Annotated in this window: 15 protein-coding genes; 5 read left to right on the plus strand and 10 right to left on the minus strand. The window is 39.1% G+C overall.

From position 1 onward, the window contains the following. The first annotated feature begins 290 nt into the window (after window positions 1–290). Window positions 291–1,352, plus strand: coding sequence for a CobW family GTP-binding protein (locus ACFILZ_RS00310; RefSeq protein ID WP_375609966.1), 1,062 nt, complete (start codon window positions 291–293; stop codon window positions 1,350–1,352). An 862-nt stretch (window positions 1,353–2,214) separates the two neighbouring features. On the opposite strand, the gene ACFILZ_RS00315 is transcribed toward ACFILZ_RS00310, so the two are convergent. From ACFILZ_RS00315 to ACFILZ_RS00325, 3 genes are all read right to left on the minus strand, one after another. Then, window positions 2,215–2,964, minus strand: a complete 750-nt coding sequence (locus ACFILZ_RS00315; protein ID WP_375606062.1) for a L,D-transpeptidase family protein — start codon at window positions 2,962–2,964, stop codon at window positions 2,215–2,217. A gap of 40 nt (window positions 2,965–3,004) precedes the next feature. After that, complete coding sequence (locus ACFILZ_RS00320; RefSeq protein ID WP_375606222.1) at window positions 3,005–3,961, minus strand: acetyl-CoA carboxylase carboxyltransferase subunit alpha; 957 nt, start codon at window positions 3,959–3,961, stop codon at window positions 3,005–3,007. A 78-nt stretch (window positions 3,962–4,039) separates the two neighbouring features. Further along, entirely contained in the window at window positions 4,040–4,978 is a 939-nt protein-coding gene (locus ACFILZ_RS00325) for a site-specific tyrosine recombinase XerD (RefSeq protein WP_375609967.1), read from the minus strand. A 260-nt stretch (window positions 4,979–5,238) separates the two neighbouring features. Between ACFILZ_RS00325 and ACFILZ_RS00330 the strand changes: the two genes are divergently transcribed. From ACFILZ_RS00330 to ACFILZ_RS00345, 4 genes are all read left to right on the plus strand, one after another. Further along, window positions 5,239–5,871: a shikimate kinase gene (locus tag ACFILZ_RS00330; protein WP_375606223.1), complete on the plus strand. Its 633-nt coding sequence runs from the start codon at window positions 5,239–5,241 to the stop codon at window positions 5,869–5,871. Further along, entirely contained in the window at window positions 5,846–6,979 is a 1,134-nt protein-coding gene (gene aroB / locus ACFILZ_RS00335; protein ID WP_375606064.1) for a 3-dehydroquinate synthase, read from the plus strand. Before ACFILZ_RS00330 ends, aroB begins: the two co-directional genes overlap by 26 nt. Window positions 6,980–7,395: 416 nt before the next feature. After that, entirely contained in the window at window positions 7,396–7,791 is a 396-nt protein-coding gene (locus ACFILZ_RS00340; RefSeq protein ID WP_375609968.1) for an MliC family protein, read from the plus strand. Between the two features lie 17 nt (window positions 7,792–7,808). Then, complete coding sequence (locus tag ACFILZ_RS00345; RefSeq protein ID WP_375606066.1) at window positions 7,809–8,201, plus strand: MliC family protein; 393 nt, start codon at window positions 7,809–7,811, stop codon at window positions 8,199–8,201. An 8-nt stretch (window positions 8,202–8,209) separates the two neighbouring features. Here the strand turns inward: ACFILZ_RS00345 and mnhG are convergent, their stop codons facing one another. The 7 genes from mnhG to ACFILZ_RS00380 all read right to left on the minus strand — a co-directional run bounded on the left by mnhG (window position 8,210) and on the right by ACFILZ_RS00380 (window position 14,986). After that, on the minus strand, window positions 8,210–8,620 hold the full coding sequence (mnhG, locus tag ACFILZ_RS00350) for a monovalent cation/H(+) antiporter subunit G (protein WP_375606067.1): 411 nt from the start codon (window positions 8,618–8,620) through the stop codon (window positions 8,210–8,212). After that, window positions 8,617–8,898 carry a K+/H+ antiporter subunit F gene (locus ACFILZ_RS00355; protein ID WP_375606068.1) on the minus strand — a complete coding sequence of 94 codons (282 nt, stop codon included), beginning with the start codon at window positions 8,896–8,898 and terminating at the stop codon, window positions 8,617–8,619. Before ACFILZ_RS00355 ends, mnhG begins: the two co-directional genes overlap by 4 nt. Next, window positions 8,895–9,380: a Na+/H+ antiporter subunit E gene (locus ACFILZ_RS00360; RefSeq protein ID WP_375606069.1), complete on the minus strand. Its 486-nt coding sequence runs from the start codon at window positions 9,378–9,380 to the stop codon at window positions 8,895–8,897. Before ACFILZ_RS00360 ends, ACFILZ_RS00355 begins: the two co-directional genes overlap by 4 nt. Then, entirely contained in the window at window positions 9,377–10,999 is a 1,623-nt protein-coding gene (locus ACFILZ_RS00365) for a monovalent cation/H+ antiporter subunit D (protein ID WP_375609969.1), read from the minus strand. Before ACFILZ_RS00365 ends, ACFILZ_RS00360 begins: the two co-directional genes overlap by 4 nt. Then, window positions 10,999–11,340: a Na+/H+ antiporter subunit C gene (locus tag ACFILZ_RS00370; RefSeq protein WP_375606071.1), complete on the minus strand. Its 342-nt coding sequence runs from the start codon at window positions 11,338–11,340 to the stop codon at window positions 10,999–11,001. The genes ACFILZ_RS00365 and ACFILZ_RS00370 overlap by 1 nt, the downstream gene beginning before the upstream one ends. Then, the gene (locus ACFILZ_RS00375) at window positions 11,340–14,261 is read right to left on the minus strand and encodes a monovalent cation/H+ antiporter subunit A (protein ID WP_375609970.1); all 2,922 of its coding nucleotides are present in this window, start codon (window positions 14,259–14,261) and stop codon (window positions 11,340–11,342) included. Before ACFILZ_RS00375 ends, ACFILZ_RS00370 begins: the two co-directional genes overlap by 1 nt. Window positions 14,262–14,488: 227 nt before the next feature. Continuing rightward, complete coding sequence (locus ACFILZ_RS00380; RefSeq protein ID WP_375609971.1) at window positions 14,489–14,986, minus strand: BA14K family protein; 498 nt, start codon at window positions 14,984–14,986, stop codon at window positions 14,489–14,491. Window positions 14,987–15,031: the final 45 nt, after the last annotated feature.

Below are 15,031 nucleotides of genomic sequence, written 5' to 3' on the forward strand. Positions count from 1 at the left end.
TAAAACCAGTCTCTTGCGCGCCACAAGATGGATGAACATGTAGATAAAATAATTAAAACAAGGAATAAAAATCCTTCCTATAAATCCTTTTAAGAACCAAGAATTATCATAAAATTGACGCTAAAAAGTGTATGATATACCCACGTGCACCTACCTTTATAAGCGTAAAGATAGTGGTAAAGTAGATTTCATGGGGGATTAACCATTATATCCCTCACGGACACCATTATAAATTGGTTCGACATACTGAGATATATTTTTTAAAAACAAAACTATGATTGATGATTAACATGAAAATAAAGCGCATCCCTCTCACGCTTATTACGGGTTTTTTAGGCTCTGGCAAAACAACTTTGCTCAACCGTATGCTACAAGACCCTCTTCTAACAGAATGTGCTGTTATCATCAATGAATTCGGCGAAATCAGTATTGATCACCTTCTGGTTGAAAAAACGACAGAAGGAATTATTGAGCTTGCCAATGGTTGCTTATGTTGCAATTTACGCAGTGATCTCATCGACACATTAATTGATTTAATAAATCGCGTTCAGACAGGACAGATCAAACAACTCCATCATATTATCATTGAAACCACAGGGATGGCTGATCCCGCCCCTATTTTACAAATACTTTTAAGCCACCCATTGTTTATTCAAACATTGTCCATAAATGCTGTTATTGCAACATTTGATACATTAAGCCCACTTTCCATATGTAAGCGCTACCCTGAAATATATAAACAATTAATATTTGCTGATAAAATCATTCTCACCAAAACAGATCTTAGAGACCCACAAACGCTTTCAGATACACTCCTTAGCACACTTAAAACAATGAATCCCACAGCACAAATCATTGACGCCCATTCTGAAGGTTTCTGTTCAAATCTATTAATAAATAACACATTATGGGATGAAAAAGGAGAAAATACAAAACTTAAACAAAATCTTACGACTACCCCACATGATCATACCCCCCATAAAACCATTCGTACCTTTTCACTAAACTGTGAGGATCCTGTTGATTACGCCACAATTGAAGCTTTTTTAGATCTCCTACAAGAGCGCTATGGTACAAAATTATTACGTATTAAAGCAATTATCGCATTGCGTGATGACCCTTATCGCCCACTTGTATTACATGGCGTACAAACATTTTTTCATCCTCCCATAAGATTGCCAGCATGGCCAAAAGGAATAAAACAAACACGTTTTGTCATCATTGCCGATGGTGTTGAAAAAGAAGCAATACAAAAGCTCCTCAATGCTTTTTTTAATAAACCAGCAATAGATACTGCAGATAAAACAGCTCTCTTAGAAAATCCTCTGGTCATTCCAGGAATAAAATTTTAATTTTTTCGCCCCTTCAATGATATAACATTAAATTCATTGGCACCACCATCTTTATGCTTTTAAAGGAGCAAACCGGCACCATTACACACTTTGCTAATTCCCAATGTTGAAACAAGCTCTTGGCACTTAAAACGGTTTGTAAAAAGCATTTTAGTCTTTCTTGTACAATTTCACCCACGCAGCGATCCCCGCTTGTAACGTGCAAGCAAATGGTTTTAATTTATTCAACATGGAACGGCTTTGAAATGAGAAAATCTTACGGCATTCAGGGCTCTAATTTGACTTGAAAAAACTAAATTATCATTATAAATCAAATTGTTACGATAAAAAAATTAATACCCATCAATCTGAAAACAGATTGTTTTCTCTCTAAATGCGCTTCATCTGCAAATAACTTCATGTGATTCATTTCACAGACCGATTGGCCAAATTCTTGGTTCTAAAATATTCTGCTCAACTCTATATTTATTCAAGCTAATTGAAATCAAAATCCCTGTTAAGAAAAAAACCAAAATCAGACAGAGGCAATATCGCATTTTAAAATATGTGAATGTATCTTATATAACAGCACGACAAGACAATATTTCACAGCATAAAAGAATAAAAAGAGAGGTACATTTCATGTTAACTTACTCAAACGAAGGTTGATACCAGTAACGATGTGCAAACAATCCAACTTCCTTGAGAAAGTTCCTCTTGGCTTCTCACTTCATATGATTTACTTACATAAAGCTCTATGAAAAAACTCTGCGCTTTAAAATATTGACTACTCGCTTAAATACCTTATGTGCAAAGTTTTTGCATATCCTGTATCACCATTATTAAGTAATAGTGTTTACGGTGCTGTAGGATACAATAACACTCACTGCATTAGAGAAACTGAAGTTTTATCAATATCGCGATTAAAAACGTAACGTTTTCCGTAAACCTCAACAGTTGGAGGTTGACGATTTTTTTCAAAAAAATCATAACCTTTCTTAAGCATAACCCAGAATTGATAATGAGGATTCTTGCTATGACGTGACATATTATCCTCGGTCATGCGGAAAGGAAAAGCCTGCAACTGAAACTCTCTTTGTCCTCCTTTAAAAGCATCCCGTGCAAACGCATAAATCTGAGCCATGTTCTTATCACTCATAGAATAACAACCTGCGGAAAAGCAAGAACCATGCACCATAAGATTGCTTCCTGTGCGACCATTTTCCTGATCATACAGGTTAGGAAATCCTATATTAAAAGAGAGATAATATTTTGAATAAGGATTCATTTGGTTTGCGCTAATAGTATAAAAACCCTCTGGTGTCTGAAGATCCCCTTCTTTATATTTAGGTCCAAGCTTACCAGACCATTTGCAAATGCCATAGCGAGCAACCAATATAAAAGGTCCTGAACGAGATTGCTTCCAAACTTCAGCAAGATTTTCTTCCTTAAAAAACCGCATCATAATCGGTGCATAGGGATCTATATCATACAGAACCATTCTATTTTTAATTTCTTGCGGCAATGGCTGCTCAACTTTAGCGCGAATAGAGGCTGGTAATCTTCCTTCACATGCTGTCAATAGTCCCATTACAAACAACACACACACAGCGAGGAATCTGCTAAATGTCATCGAATAAAACTCCAATCCAACACCCCTCACAAAAAATAACCTATGTTAGAGATCGACCAATTTGAAGGTATTTTTCCCTTCTCTCTTGTTTAAGCACTTGACCATCTTTTCCAGCCATAGCTTTTAAAGCCTCTGAAATAACATCACCCGTTGCATCAATGACAATCTCTTTGTCACGATGCGCTCCCCCTAAAGGTTCCGAAATAATGCCATCAATAATCTTTAAGCGATACAAATCTTGAGCGGTAATACGCATATTCATTGCAGCATCTTTTGCACGAGCTGGATCACGCCATAAGATAGAAGCTGCTCCTTCTGGTGAAATAACAGAGTAAATTGCGTGCTCCAACATATAAACTTTGTTGGCAGCCGCGATTGCTATCGCCCCTCCAGAACCGCCTTCTCCAATAACAACGGAAACCACAGGAACTTTCAAACGCAAAGTTGTAGCTGTTGATTGAGCAATTGCTTCCGCTTGCCCACGTTCTTCAGCGCTTACCCCAGGATAAGCACCTGCTGTATCAATAAAAGTGAGGAGTGGCAAACCAAAGCGGTCAGCCATTTCCATAATACGTACAGCTTTACGATAGCCTTCTGGACGTGCAGAACCAAAATTATAGCGCAAACGTGTTTGCGTATCGTGACCTTTCTCTTGACCGATATAAGCAATGGCCTCACCTTTAAAGCGTGCAAACCCCGCTTGAATAGCCTCATCTTCAGCAAACTTGCGATCTCCGGCCAAAGGCGTAACGTCACTCAATAGGCGTTTAGAATAGTCCATAAAATGGGGACGATCCGGATGACGAGCAACTTGTGTTTTCTGCCACGGCGATAATTTTTTATAAATATCGCGCAACGCTGTTTGGGAACGCGTTTCAAGACGAGCAATCTCGTCACTCATATCAAGACTGCCTTTTTCCTGAGAAATTTTTTTTAATTCAAGAATTTTCCCATCAAGATCAGCAACTGGTTTTTCAAAATCAAGATAATTATACATTTGTGTCAACTCATTCAGTGTCACTTATACACTTATAATTTGCTTTATAAAGTCTTTTTCAAAAACATCACCTTTTCTTTAACGAGCCTTTTGCTCATCGGCAAGTGGATGATGCTCATTGACTAAACGATAAAGTCCCTCTTCCAACACATGGGTATAAATCTGAGTAGTAGCAATATCAGAGTGACCTAACAAATGTTGAACGGCACGCAAATCAGCACCATTTTGCAAAAGATGACTAGCAAAAGCATGACGCAACACATGGGGAGAAAAGCTATCACTTCCTATCCCTGCTCTTCTAGCGAGATTTTTCAACTCCCGTGCAACGACTTGACGAGCAATATATCCTGTCTCGGAATGCGCCGGAAAAAGATAAGAACTCGTAGCATCCTTTCCCTGATCACGCAAATTTAACCACTGTGAAAGAACTTGGCATGCTTTTTTTGATAACAGCACCATTCGTTCTTTTTTGCCCTTACCACGAACCAAAACGCTGTACTCTTTCCTTCGAACAGACTGAACCGACAGACTCACCAACTCACTAATACGTAACCCTGTTGCATAAAGCATTTCAATCAATAGCTGAAGACGCAGTGCACGGAAATAACCTTTGGACCCATAGTCTGCTTGATTGACTTCTAACTCCGCAAAATCAAGCAATTTTATCACTGCATCTTCACTCATGATTTTGGGCAAAGGACGCCCCTGATGAGGTGCATCAATATCATGAGAGGGATCATCTGCTCTCAACCCTTCAGCATAAAGGAATTGATAAAACTGACGCAAAGTCGATAAACGGCGCGCTTGCGACGATGCCGCAAAACCAAAAGTATGCATAAGCGACAAAAGGGTAATTAAATCTTCTTTTTGTGCTGAAAAAAGCGAAACAGAGTGTGAAGACAATTCGTCTTGTGCCCACTGCAAATCATGCTGATAAGCCGCAAGCGTATGAGGCGAAGCCCCTCTCTCCGCACTCATCATCTCAAGAAAATGATCTATCACAGCATCACTTTTCATTTCATTGATTCGCTCCCGTAGAAAGATTCCATGAATCCAAAGGAACATCAATGTACATATCCACAGTTACTGGTTCAACCCAAACCACAAGAGCACCCATTATAATGAAAAGAACAGAAAGCAAAATGAAAAGAATCATCAAAAATCTAGTCAATGTTGGCATAAGACAATAACCTACCCAAAAATATTCTATCTCGTATTATGCCTCACAAAGATTAACAGGAATTGACTTTAAGATGGATAAATGCCGAAATAAAGTTATGAAAAGCAATCGACAAAAACGCGTCCCCATAACACAAATAAAGAATCAGCTCTTATCGTCCCTTGATAAAAGAGCACTTGTCCTTGTTGGTCTTATGGGGGCAGGCAAATCAGTGATCGGAAAACGCGTCGCCACCATGCTTCGTTTACCTTTTTATGATTCTGACCAAGAAATTGAAAAAGCTGCACAAATGACAATCACGGAACTCTTTGAAATTTATGGTGAATCCGAATTTCGTGCTCTTGAACAGCGTGTTATTCTAAACCTCATGAAAAAAAGTCCCCTTGTTTTAGCAACAGGTGGTGGTGCCTACATAAATGAAAATATCCGAAAAGCCATTCACCAAAATGGTATATCCATATGGCTAAAAGTCGATCTTGATATCCTCATGCAACGTGTCTCAAAACACCCAACACGTCCCCTGCTTCAAACAGCCAATCCTAAAGAAACTATGCAAAAACTCATGGAACAGCGTTATCCTATCTATGCAAAGGCAAACTTAACAATTAACAGTCATAAAGAAAGCCGTCATACCGTAGCACAAAATGTTATACGATCCGTACAGCACTACCTATACACAGAAATTAACAATAGGGATAACCAGCATGCAAACCAAAACCGTCACTGTTAAACTGGACAAACACTGTTACGATATCATCATTGGTCCGGGTCTGATTACACAAGCTGCTTCACAGATTAAACATGCTCTTAACAAAAAAGATCCTCATCAAACGCGCTTGGCACTTGTTACAGATACAAATGTTGCCTCCCTTTATTTGGAGATATTGCAAGCAGAATTGACAAAAAATAAAATTCATACTGTCCCTATTATTGTAGAAGCGGGAGAACAATCAAAATCATTTTCAACCCTGCAAGTTGTCATCGATCAAATTCTTGCTGCGCGTTTAGAAAGAGGCGACTGTGTTATTGCTTTTGGCGGTGGTGTCATTGGCGATCTAGCAGGATTTGCAGCAAGTATAATCCGCCGTGGTATGAACTTCATTCAAATGCCCACAACGCTTCTTGCACAAATTGATTCCTCTGTTGGTGGAAAAACTGGAATCAATAACCAATATGGCAAAAATCTTATCGGTGCTTTTTATCAACCACAATGCGTTATTGCTGACACGTGTCTTCTTGATACCCTGCCGCCGCGCGAATTTCGCGCTGGCTACGCAGAAATAGTAAAATACGGTCTCATTAACCAACCTGACTTTTTTGAGTGGCTTGAAAAAAATGGGCAGAAAATTTTCTCTAATGGCCCTATGCGAACAGAGGCCATTGTTCGCTCATGCCAATTTAAAGCTGACATTGTAGCACGCGATGAATACGAAACCGGAGAGCGCGCACTCTTAAATCTCGGCCATACATTTGGACACATGCTTGAAACAGCAACCGCTTATGACTCTAACCGTTTAATCCATGGCGAAAGTGTAGCAATTGGGATGATTCTAGCTCATCAATTTTCTGCTCAATTAAATTTAATAAGCCCCACGCTTACACAACGCATTGAAGCGCACTTCAAATTTATAGGATTGCCTACACAATTAAAGGATATCCCAGGGCCTCTACCAGATGCTGAAACTTTAATGACTCTCATTGCCCAAGATAAAAAAGTTTCGCAAAACAATTTGACTTTCATCTTAACACGCGGACTTGGCCAATCATTTATTGCAAAAAATATTTCACCAGATGCAGTTTTATCCTTTTTGGAACAAAAATTAACAGAAATTCGTTAATTCATATTGAATATAATTGATTCGTTTTTATACTTCTATTAAAGATTAAATATGATGATGTCTGCGTAGCTCAGTAGGATAGAGCACAGGATTCCTAAAGAAATTGGGCACTTTGAGGAGAAATCCTCAAAGTGAATCTGCTCAAATTCGGGGAAAGCTTCATGGGCGACTATATGCCAATCCCGAGCCAAGTCTCTTTTCAAATGAGAGAAAGGTGTAGAGACTGAACGGGCAGCACCTAAAGAGCAAAAGCTTCAAGGTGAAGAGACAGTCCAGACCACAAACAGCCGATAAGGCTGGCGGTGAAAATCGAAGTGGTATGAATCCTGGGGTCGCAGGTTCGAATCCTGCCGTAGACACCATCGTATCAGTCAAATTATTCTTTGTGCACAATATTAGGAATATAGGGAAGCATCATGAAAAAAACTTTGCACATTTTAGGATTTTTCACCGCTTTAAGTTTATCACTCTTCAGCTCAAACAATAGCTTAGCTGGTTCTTTAATCATTGAAGTACCAGACAATCCAGAGCCCAAAACAGAGACCATTACCTATCAATGTGATACTGGAACAGGTAAAGAGCGCGTAGAGGCAGTCTATCTTAATGCTGACAATATTTCGTTGGTTGATTTCAAATGGAACGGTAACCGTGTCATTGCTGCTAATGTCATCGCGGCAACAGGAGCAAAATTTGCAGGAGCTCAGTATATCTGGTGGGAGAAGAACAAAGAAGTCACGCTTTATGACCTTGCTCAGGATCCAGAAGAAAAAAAACCTATCCTCTGTAAAGATGAGTCAACATTATTATTTTAAATAATACGGGAAATATTATGAAAAAAATTTCTTTTACTAAACAATTTTTCATTACTTTAAGTGTTTTACTCCTCGGTTCAATTAATGCATTAGCAAGTTCTTTAGTCATTGAAGTACCAGATGATCCAGAACCAACAACAGAGACCGTCTCCTATCAATGCGACATGGGAACAAGTAAAGAGCATGTTGAGGCAACTTATCATAATGCTGGCAATATTGCACTTGTTGATTTAAAATGGAACGGTAAGCGCATCGTTGGTTCTAATGTAATTGCCGCTTCTGGAGGAAAATATGTGGGTGGTCAATACATTTGGTGGATAACTAAAAATGAAGCCATATTTTACGATCTTATTAATGATCCAAAAGAAGAAAAACCCATCCACTGTGTAGAAGAAAAAAGCACAGAATAAAGAAGATTTCAAGAACCGCGCTGGCTCTCATCTCTTGATGTTCCTTCTGACGTGGGTAACTTTTCCTCCGTCTGGTGTAATAAAAGAGCCAGCGGTTTTTCTGACTGTTCTTCTGAATGATGTCGATAAGCTGCTGTATGTGAAAGCAACATAGAAGCTACCGGTGCTGTTAAAAACAAAAAAAACATCAGCAAAACTTCATGAAAAACAAAATAATGGTCCACAAATATTGAATAAAGAAATGAAGAAATAAGAATACTACCAACGCCCCAACTCGTACATACTGAAAGCATATGCAAACGCTTATAAAAATTGGAAAAACGCACCAAACCTATCGTTGCGATCAATGTCAATCCAGACCCTAATATTAAGAAAACTGTGATAGCAATAGCAACCAAAAGCGATATATCATCTTTCATTCAATAATCTCCCCCCGCATAAGAAATTTCGCCAAAGCGATGCTTGAGACAGATCCCAACAATCCAATAATGAGAGCTGCGACAAAATAAGTGGTTGTTCCTGAACGAATATCGAATGTAAGAAACAAAAGAATAGTGGTTATATAAAGGGCATCCAAACCAACAATTCTATCCTGCGCCCGTGGACCACGAATCAACCGAAACAGCGCAAAAATCACCGCTAAACTTAAAAAAAACTGTGAAAAGAAAAGTCCCCAATAAAGAATCACCATACTCATAAAAAAATCTCCAAAAGCAATTGCTCATACCGTTGTTTGATCAACTGTTTGTAATCATATCCATTTTTTAAATTTAAGACATGAAGCAAAAGTTCACCCTTTTTACTATTATAGGCAACCCAAGCAGTTCCAGGGGTTGCCGAAAGGATGCATGCTAAAATAGCCAAAGCAGTGCGATTATGAAGCAGAAGAGGTACTACAATAAAACCAGATTTCTGCTCTCGAGACCTTTTTGTTAAAACAGACCAAGCCACCGAAACATTTGAGAATATAGAATCTATAAATACTCGAAAAACGAGACGAAAAACCGCACTCCAGCTTTTAATAACAGCCTTCTCCAGCTCCAGAAGCCGTATCATCCAACCACAAAACAAAGCGGTTAAAATCCCTAAAAGCAATTGCCCTAAACTAAAACCATTTAAAATAAGCCACATAAGGACAATGACACCACTGAAAAAAGGGGAAGGACAAAAACGATTCATTTACTCACCTCCCTATTTTCGAGAGAAAAATCCGTTAAAACGCTCCTAATATAGTTTTGAGGTTCATACAAAGTCTTAGCAGTTTCAGACATATAATGACTAACAGGACTGGCTACAATTGTTATAAGAAAACACAAAGCAAGGAGAGCGGCAATAGGCGCAAATTCTATCACTTGCACACGGGGAATACGCCCTTCAAGAGAAACCCAAAAAGTTCGGATACCCGTTCGTGTCAATGCAATCAAAGCCGCAAAACCAGAGAGAGTGACAAAAACTACAAAAAGCCAATCTTGGTAAACCGGTAGAGAGGCAGAAAAATCCTCTCTACTGTGATTTAAAATTGCCATGAACATCATAAATTTAGCAACAAAACCAGAAAAAGGCGGCAATCCAATAATCAAAATGGCACAGATACCAAAACAAGCTCCAAGAATTGCCAAGGTTACTGGAAAATAGATGCCAACTTCATCTTCTTCCTCCTCTTCATCGTCACCATACACCTCCATTGTGACAGCAAGAACATTAGCAGCCACATCTTGACAGCGTTCAACCAACTCTACCAAAAGAAAAAAAGCTCCCAGTGCTAAAGTTGAAGAAACAATATAAAAAAGTGCGCCTGCTGTCAGTGCTGCATTGCCTATCCCGATCGCAGCCAACAATGTGCCAGAAGAGACAAGAACGCTATAAGCTGCCAAACGCACCAAAACTTGGCTCGCCAATACTCCAATAAAACCAATAATCATAGTGGCAAGCCCACCATAAAACAAAACTGTATGACCAAAATGGTTAAAATATTCACTTTCAGGACCAAACCATAGCAACGTTAAACGTAAAATAATATAAATACCAACCTTGCTCAAAAGTGCAAAAGAAGCTCCAACAGGCGCTGCTGCTGCACTGTAAGCTGGCACCAACCAAAAATTAAGCGGCCACATACCCGCTTTAAGCAAAAAAGCAATACCTAAAAGTGCAACACCTATTTCGAACAAAACAATATCTGTAGAAGATATATATTTTATTTTAACAGCCAAATCGGCCATATTAAGAGTACCAACGACTCCATAAATGAGCGCTATACCAACTAAAAAAAATAATGAAGCAACAAGATTAACCACAACATAATGCAACCCTGCACGCACGCGTGTCTGACCAGAACCATGCAAAGCAAGCCCATAGGAAGCCGTTAACATAACTTCAAAAAACACAAATAAATTAAATAAATCGCCAGTCAAAAAAGCACCATTTATCCCCACCATAAAAAATTGCATTAGTGACTGAAAATGAGAGCCAGCTTTGTACCAATGAGCCCGCGCAAAAACCAACACGCTAGTCACCAACAAGCTGGAAAGTAAAAGCATCATAGCGCTTAAGCGATCAAGGACTAAAACAATTCCAAAAGAAGACGGCCAATTACCAAGTCGATAAACATCGCAAGCCGGTGCTATTTCAAGAGTATGTATAATCAATAAAATGGCAGTAACAACCAACAATCCCGCAGAAGAAAGACTGATGAATGATTTAAGTTTTGCACGACGTTCATCATAAAAAAGAAGAAGTGCTCCAGTGATTAACGGCAAAAGAATAGGCAAAATAAGGAGATGATGCACTCCTATTTCCATTATTGCACCTCACGTCCATCAACGTGATCAGAACCCGTTAAACCACGTGAAACCAACAAGATAACTAAAAATAAAGCTGTTGTTGCAAAACCAATCACAATCGCAGTTAAAACCAAGGCTTGTGGGAGAGGATCGACATAATTAGCTGGATTAATAACAGTGGTAGAATCAACAATTGGAGCAGCATTACTACGCGGTCTACTCATTGAAAATATAAAAAGATTAACACCATAGGAGATCAAGGACAAACCAAGAATGACTTGAAAAGTACGTGGACGCAAAACAAGCCAAATACCTGATCCGACAAAAACACCGATACCCAAAGAAAGAACAATTTCCATTAATTTTCCTTCTCTTTTAAAATAGGTTTCTTACCGATTCGGTAACTCCGAATTGACTGGTGTGCAAGTGCAATTAAAATGAGAACAGTTGCTCCTAACACAAGAGAAAGCACACCAAAATCAAACAAAAAAGCAGATGCCATGGGAACTTTCCCAATTAACGGAAGATGAATATATCGAAAAAAGGATGTTAAAAAAGGATATCCAAAAAACCAAGAGCCCATCCCCGTTACGACTGACAATAATAAACCAAAGCCTATCCAACGCAAAGGTAAAACTCTCAAATGCGTTTCCACCCACCGAATATCGCGTGCAAGATATTGTAAAATAAATCCTATAGCCAAAGTAATACCACCGACAAATCCACCTCCTGGCAGATCATGCCCTCGCATGAATAAATAAATAGCAAAAGCGATAATAATCGGAAAGAGCCAACCCATAATAACAGCAGGAACAGCTAAATAATTCAATACTGTATCTCCCACATTTCGATTAGGCTGTGCTATATCAAAGGCTTTCTGGATACGTTGTTGAAAAGGCGCATCAATACTCTCAGGCGCAGGACGAAAACGTCGTAAGAGTGCAAAAACAGTAAGGGAAACAACACCCAAAACCACAATTTCTCCCATGGTATCAAAACCACGGAAATCAACCAATAACACATTCACAACATTGCGACCACCAGCATCTGAGTAAGCATGTGTTAGAAAAAAATCAGAAATCGTCGTACCTTGAGGACGTGTCATCACTGCAAAAGAAAGCCATGCTACACCAGCACCTCCTACAAGGGATATGATGAAATCACGGAAACGACGCAAGCGAACCCAAAAATGAACAGCAGCTGGCCCAGGGTCATGCAAACGTTTAGGCAACCACCGTAAACCAAGCAATAATAAAACGACTGTAACAACCTCAACAACCAATTGTGTTATTGCTAAATCAGGAGCAGAAAGCCATAAAAAGGTTGTACAAGTCATCAAACCAGCTCCCCCTAAAAGCATAAGTGAAGCAAGACGATGAAACTTTGCTCGCCAAGCCACTAAAAGCGCACATAATCCGCCAACCAGCCAAAGAGCGAGAAAAGGAATATCAAGTGGAAAAAGCGGTAATGTCCCCACTGGAATGAAACCATCGCACCAAAGTAAAAGACCAACAAAGGCAAAACAGACCCAAAAAATCCAATGCAATTGGATCTGCAAACGGCGTGTTGACAAAGCAGACTCCACCGCACGTGCCCATTTCCAAGAAATAATTACGAGAATGCGTTCAAAAATACGCGGCCCTTTTAAGTGACGGAAAAAAGGAGCCCCATCATCACAGGATAAAAAATAACGATGCCCAACAGCATAGAGCAATCCGCCCCCTAATAATGCAACAAAGCTCATCACTAATGGAGTGTTAAACCCATGCCAAACAGCCAAACTATAAGGAATTGTCATTGGTCCTAAAACAGACACGACCGCATTATCTAAAATAGGTCCTATTGTTAAATTAGGAAAAATACCAACCGCTAAACAAATAAACACCAAAAGCTCCATTGGTAAACGCATGAAATGCGGTGGTTCATGGGGAGTCTTGGGCAAATTGTCAGGCTTTGATCCTAAAAAAACGCCATGAATAAAGCGTATAGAATAGGTCACACTAAACAGACTGGCCAGCGTTGCCACATAAGGTGCAATCCAATCGAGCCATGATTCCATATGCGTTTCAACAGCTTCAGCAAAAAACATCTCTTTCGATAAAAAACCATTCAACAAAGGAACCCCAGCCATCGCTGCACTCGCAACTAAAGCAAGAGTTGCTGTAATAGGCATAGAACGATAAAGCCCTGACAGTTTACGCATATCACGTGTTCCCGTCTCGTGATCAATAATGCCAGCAGCCATAAATAAAGAAGCTTTAAAAGTAGCATGATTGGCCATATGAAAGATCGCCGCAACACATGCAAGTGGACTACCAAGACTTAAAAGTGTTGTAATTAATCCAAGATGACTAATAGTCGAGTAAGCAAGCAGTCCTTTCAAGTCTTGCTGAAACATGGAAAAATAGGCACCTAGAAGAAGAGTTGAGAGTCCTGAAAAGCCAACCAGCCAAAACCAAGATTCTGTTCCAGAGAGCACAGGCCATAAACGAACGAGCAAAAACAATCCCGCTTTTACCATTGTTGCCGAATGCAAATAAGCCGATACGGGGGTTGGAGCAGCCATCGCGTTGGGTAGCCAAAAATGAAAAGGAAATTGCGCGCTTTTTGTTAACCCTCCCAATAAAATACAAATAAGGATAGGACTATAAAGAGAACTTAACCGGATCATATCTCCAGACTGTAGCACCTTATCCAAATCAAAACTGCCAACAGTATACCCAATCAATAAAACGCCAATAAAAAGAGCAAAGCCGCCAAAACCTGTGATCGTTAGAGCCATACGCGCACCCTCACGCGCACTTGCATTATGGTACCAATAGCCGATCAGCAAAAAAGAAAAAATACTGGTGAGTTCCCAGAAAACAACCAAAAAGACGAGATTACCTGATAAAACTATTCCTATCATTGATCCCATAAAGGCCAAAAAAAAGGAAAAAAAACGCGGTACAGAATCCGCTGGATCTATGTAATAACGTGAATAAATGACAACAAGCAGCCCAATCCCTGTAATAAGCAAGCAAAAAAGCCACGACAAACCATCTATGCGGAGAATCAAATTGCTTCCCCATTCTGGAAGCCAAGAAATATCTAAACGCACTATGTGGTTTCCACGAACTTCCGGATAAAGCATTATTGTAAAAATAAGACAGAAAAGTGCGACAACCCCAGCAAACCAAGCTTCATTATTTTTTGCTGTCGAACGAAAAAAGCCAATGACAGCACTTCCACCAAAGGGAAGCAAAACGAGCAATACCAACATTGCTTCCCGTGTTGTCATTCTTTAAACTCCATTTTACCTTAATATTTTGTCATCGACAAAACAAAAACTTATATTCTCACCCCCCATTCTACACTTAATGATAATAAGATTTAATAAAACTTAAAAGCATTTAAATTTAAAAAAAACAATGCTTGCATGAAAATACTGCGCACCACACAAGTCTTCTCTTTATTGTAAGAACAATAACGCTCACGACAAGAAGCAATTAAAATTTTATTTAATTTCTATCCTTTAAAAAAGCGTGATAGACACTGCCTACGCCCCCCATGAAAAGGCTGAAAACTATTATCATTTTTATTATAAGAGCGATAACGTACACGGCAAGATTCAATGTGTTGTTTAAGCATCCATGGCTCTTTTTTTTCTAATTTTTCCGAAGAAGACGTTAAAAACACTTTTTTAGCATCTGGTACAACTTTTAATGATGCGCCTTTTGTGCTTAAGTGTAGTGATGTAACAAATGCCATTTCAGGATACCACCAATTATCACTGTATTTACGATAACCACGCCGATAATGACGATAACCTTTGAAACCATTAAGCTCTCTACGCCCCGTAAAAATCAGAGGCACCGAACTATCTAGGACAGAAGTCTGACTAACCAATTTGGCTTTAGCGTCACTTCTATTTTGCCCCCAATTAACAAAAGTGGTTGTTATAATGAAAAAACTGCTAACAAATACAAAAGCTAAAGCATAATATAATTTTTTTTTCATACTCATAACAAAAAACTCAACATAATAAACAACAGTAATTACAGAAAGCCT

This window comes from Bartonella sp. AP40SXNS (assembly GCF_042195825.1).
GTDB lineage: Bacteria > Pseudomonadota > Alphaproteobacteria > Rhizobiales > Rhizobiaceae > Bartonella.

Bases quoted from the DNA above. Each gene is read 5' to 3' on its own strand.
- ACFILZ_RS00310 (WP_375609966.1), top strand. From the start codon at position 291: ATGAAAATAAAGCGCATCCCTCTCACGCTTATTACGGGTTTTTTAGGC.
- ACFILZ_RS00315 (WP_375606062.1), bottom strand. From the start codon at position 2,964: ATGACATTTAGCAGATTCCTCGCTGTGTGTGTGTTGTTTGTAATGGGA.
- ACFILZ_RS00320 (WP_375606222.1), bottom strand. From the start codon at position 3,961: ATGTATAATTATCTTGATTTTGAAAAACCAGTTGCTGATCTTGATGGG.
- ACFILZ_RS00325 (WP_375609967.1), bottom strand. From the start codon at position 4,978: ATGAAAAGTGATGCTGTGATAGATCATTTTCTTGAGATGATGAGTGCG.
- ACFILZ_RS00330 (WP_375606223.1), top strand. From the start codon at position 5,239: ATGAAAAGCAATCGACAAAAACGCGTCCCCATAACACAAATAAAGAAT.
- aroB (WP_375606064.1), top strand. From the start codon at position 5,846: ATGCAAACCAAAACCGTCACTGTTAAACTGGACAAACACTGTTACGAT.
- ACFILZ_RS00340 (WP_375609968.1), top strand. From the start codon at position 7,396: ATGAAAAAAACTTTGCACATTTTAGGATTTTTCACCGCTTTAAGTTTA.
- ACFILZ_RS00345 (WP_375606066.1), top strand. From the start codon at position 7,809: ATGAAAAAAATTTCTTTTACTAAACAATTTTTCATTACTTTAAGTGTT.
- mnhG (WP_375606067.1), bottom strand. From the start codon at position 8,620: ATGAAAGATGATATATCGCTTTTGGTTGCTATTGCTATCACAGTTTTC.
- ACFILZ_RS00355 (WP_375606068.1), bottom strand. From the start codon at position 8,898: ATGAGTATGGTGATTCTTTATTGGGGACTTTTCTTTTCACAGTTTTTT.
- ACFILZ_RS00360 (WP_375606069.1), bottom strand. From the start codon at position 9,380: ATGAATCGTTTTTGTCCTTCCCCTTTTTTCAGTGGTGTCATTGTCCTT.
- ACFILZ_RS00365 (WP_375609969.1), bottom strand. From the start codon at position 10,999: ATGGAAATAGGAGTGCATCATCTCCTTATTTTGCCTATTCTTTTGCCG.
- ACFILZ_RS00370 (WP_375606071.1), bottom strand. From the start codon at position 11,340: ATGGAAATTGTTCTTTCTTTGGGTATCGGTGTTTTTGTCGGATCAGGT.
- ACFILZ_RS00375 (WP_375609970.1), bottom strand. From the start codon at position 14,261: ATGACAACACGGGAAGCAATGTTGGTATTGCTCGTTTTGCTTCCCTTT.
- ACFILZ_RS00380 (WP_375609971.1), bottom strand. From the start codon at position 14,986: ATGAGTATGAAAAAAAAATTATATTATGCTTTAGCTTTTGTATTTGTT.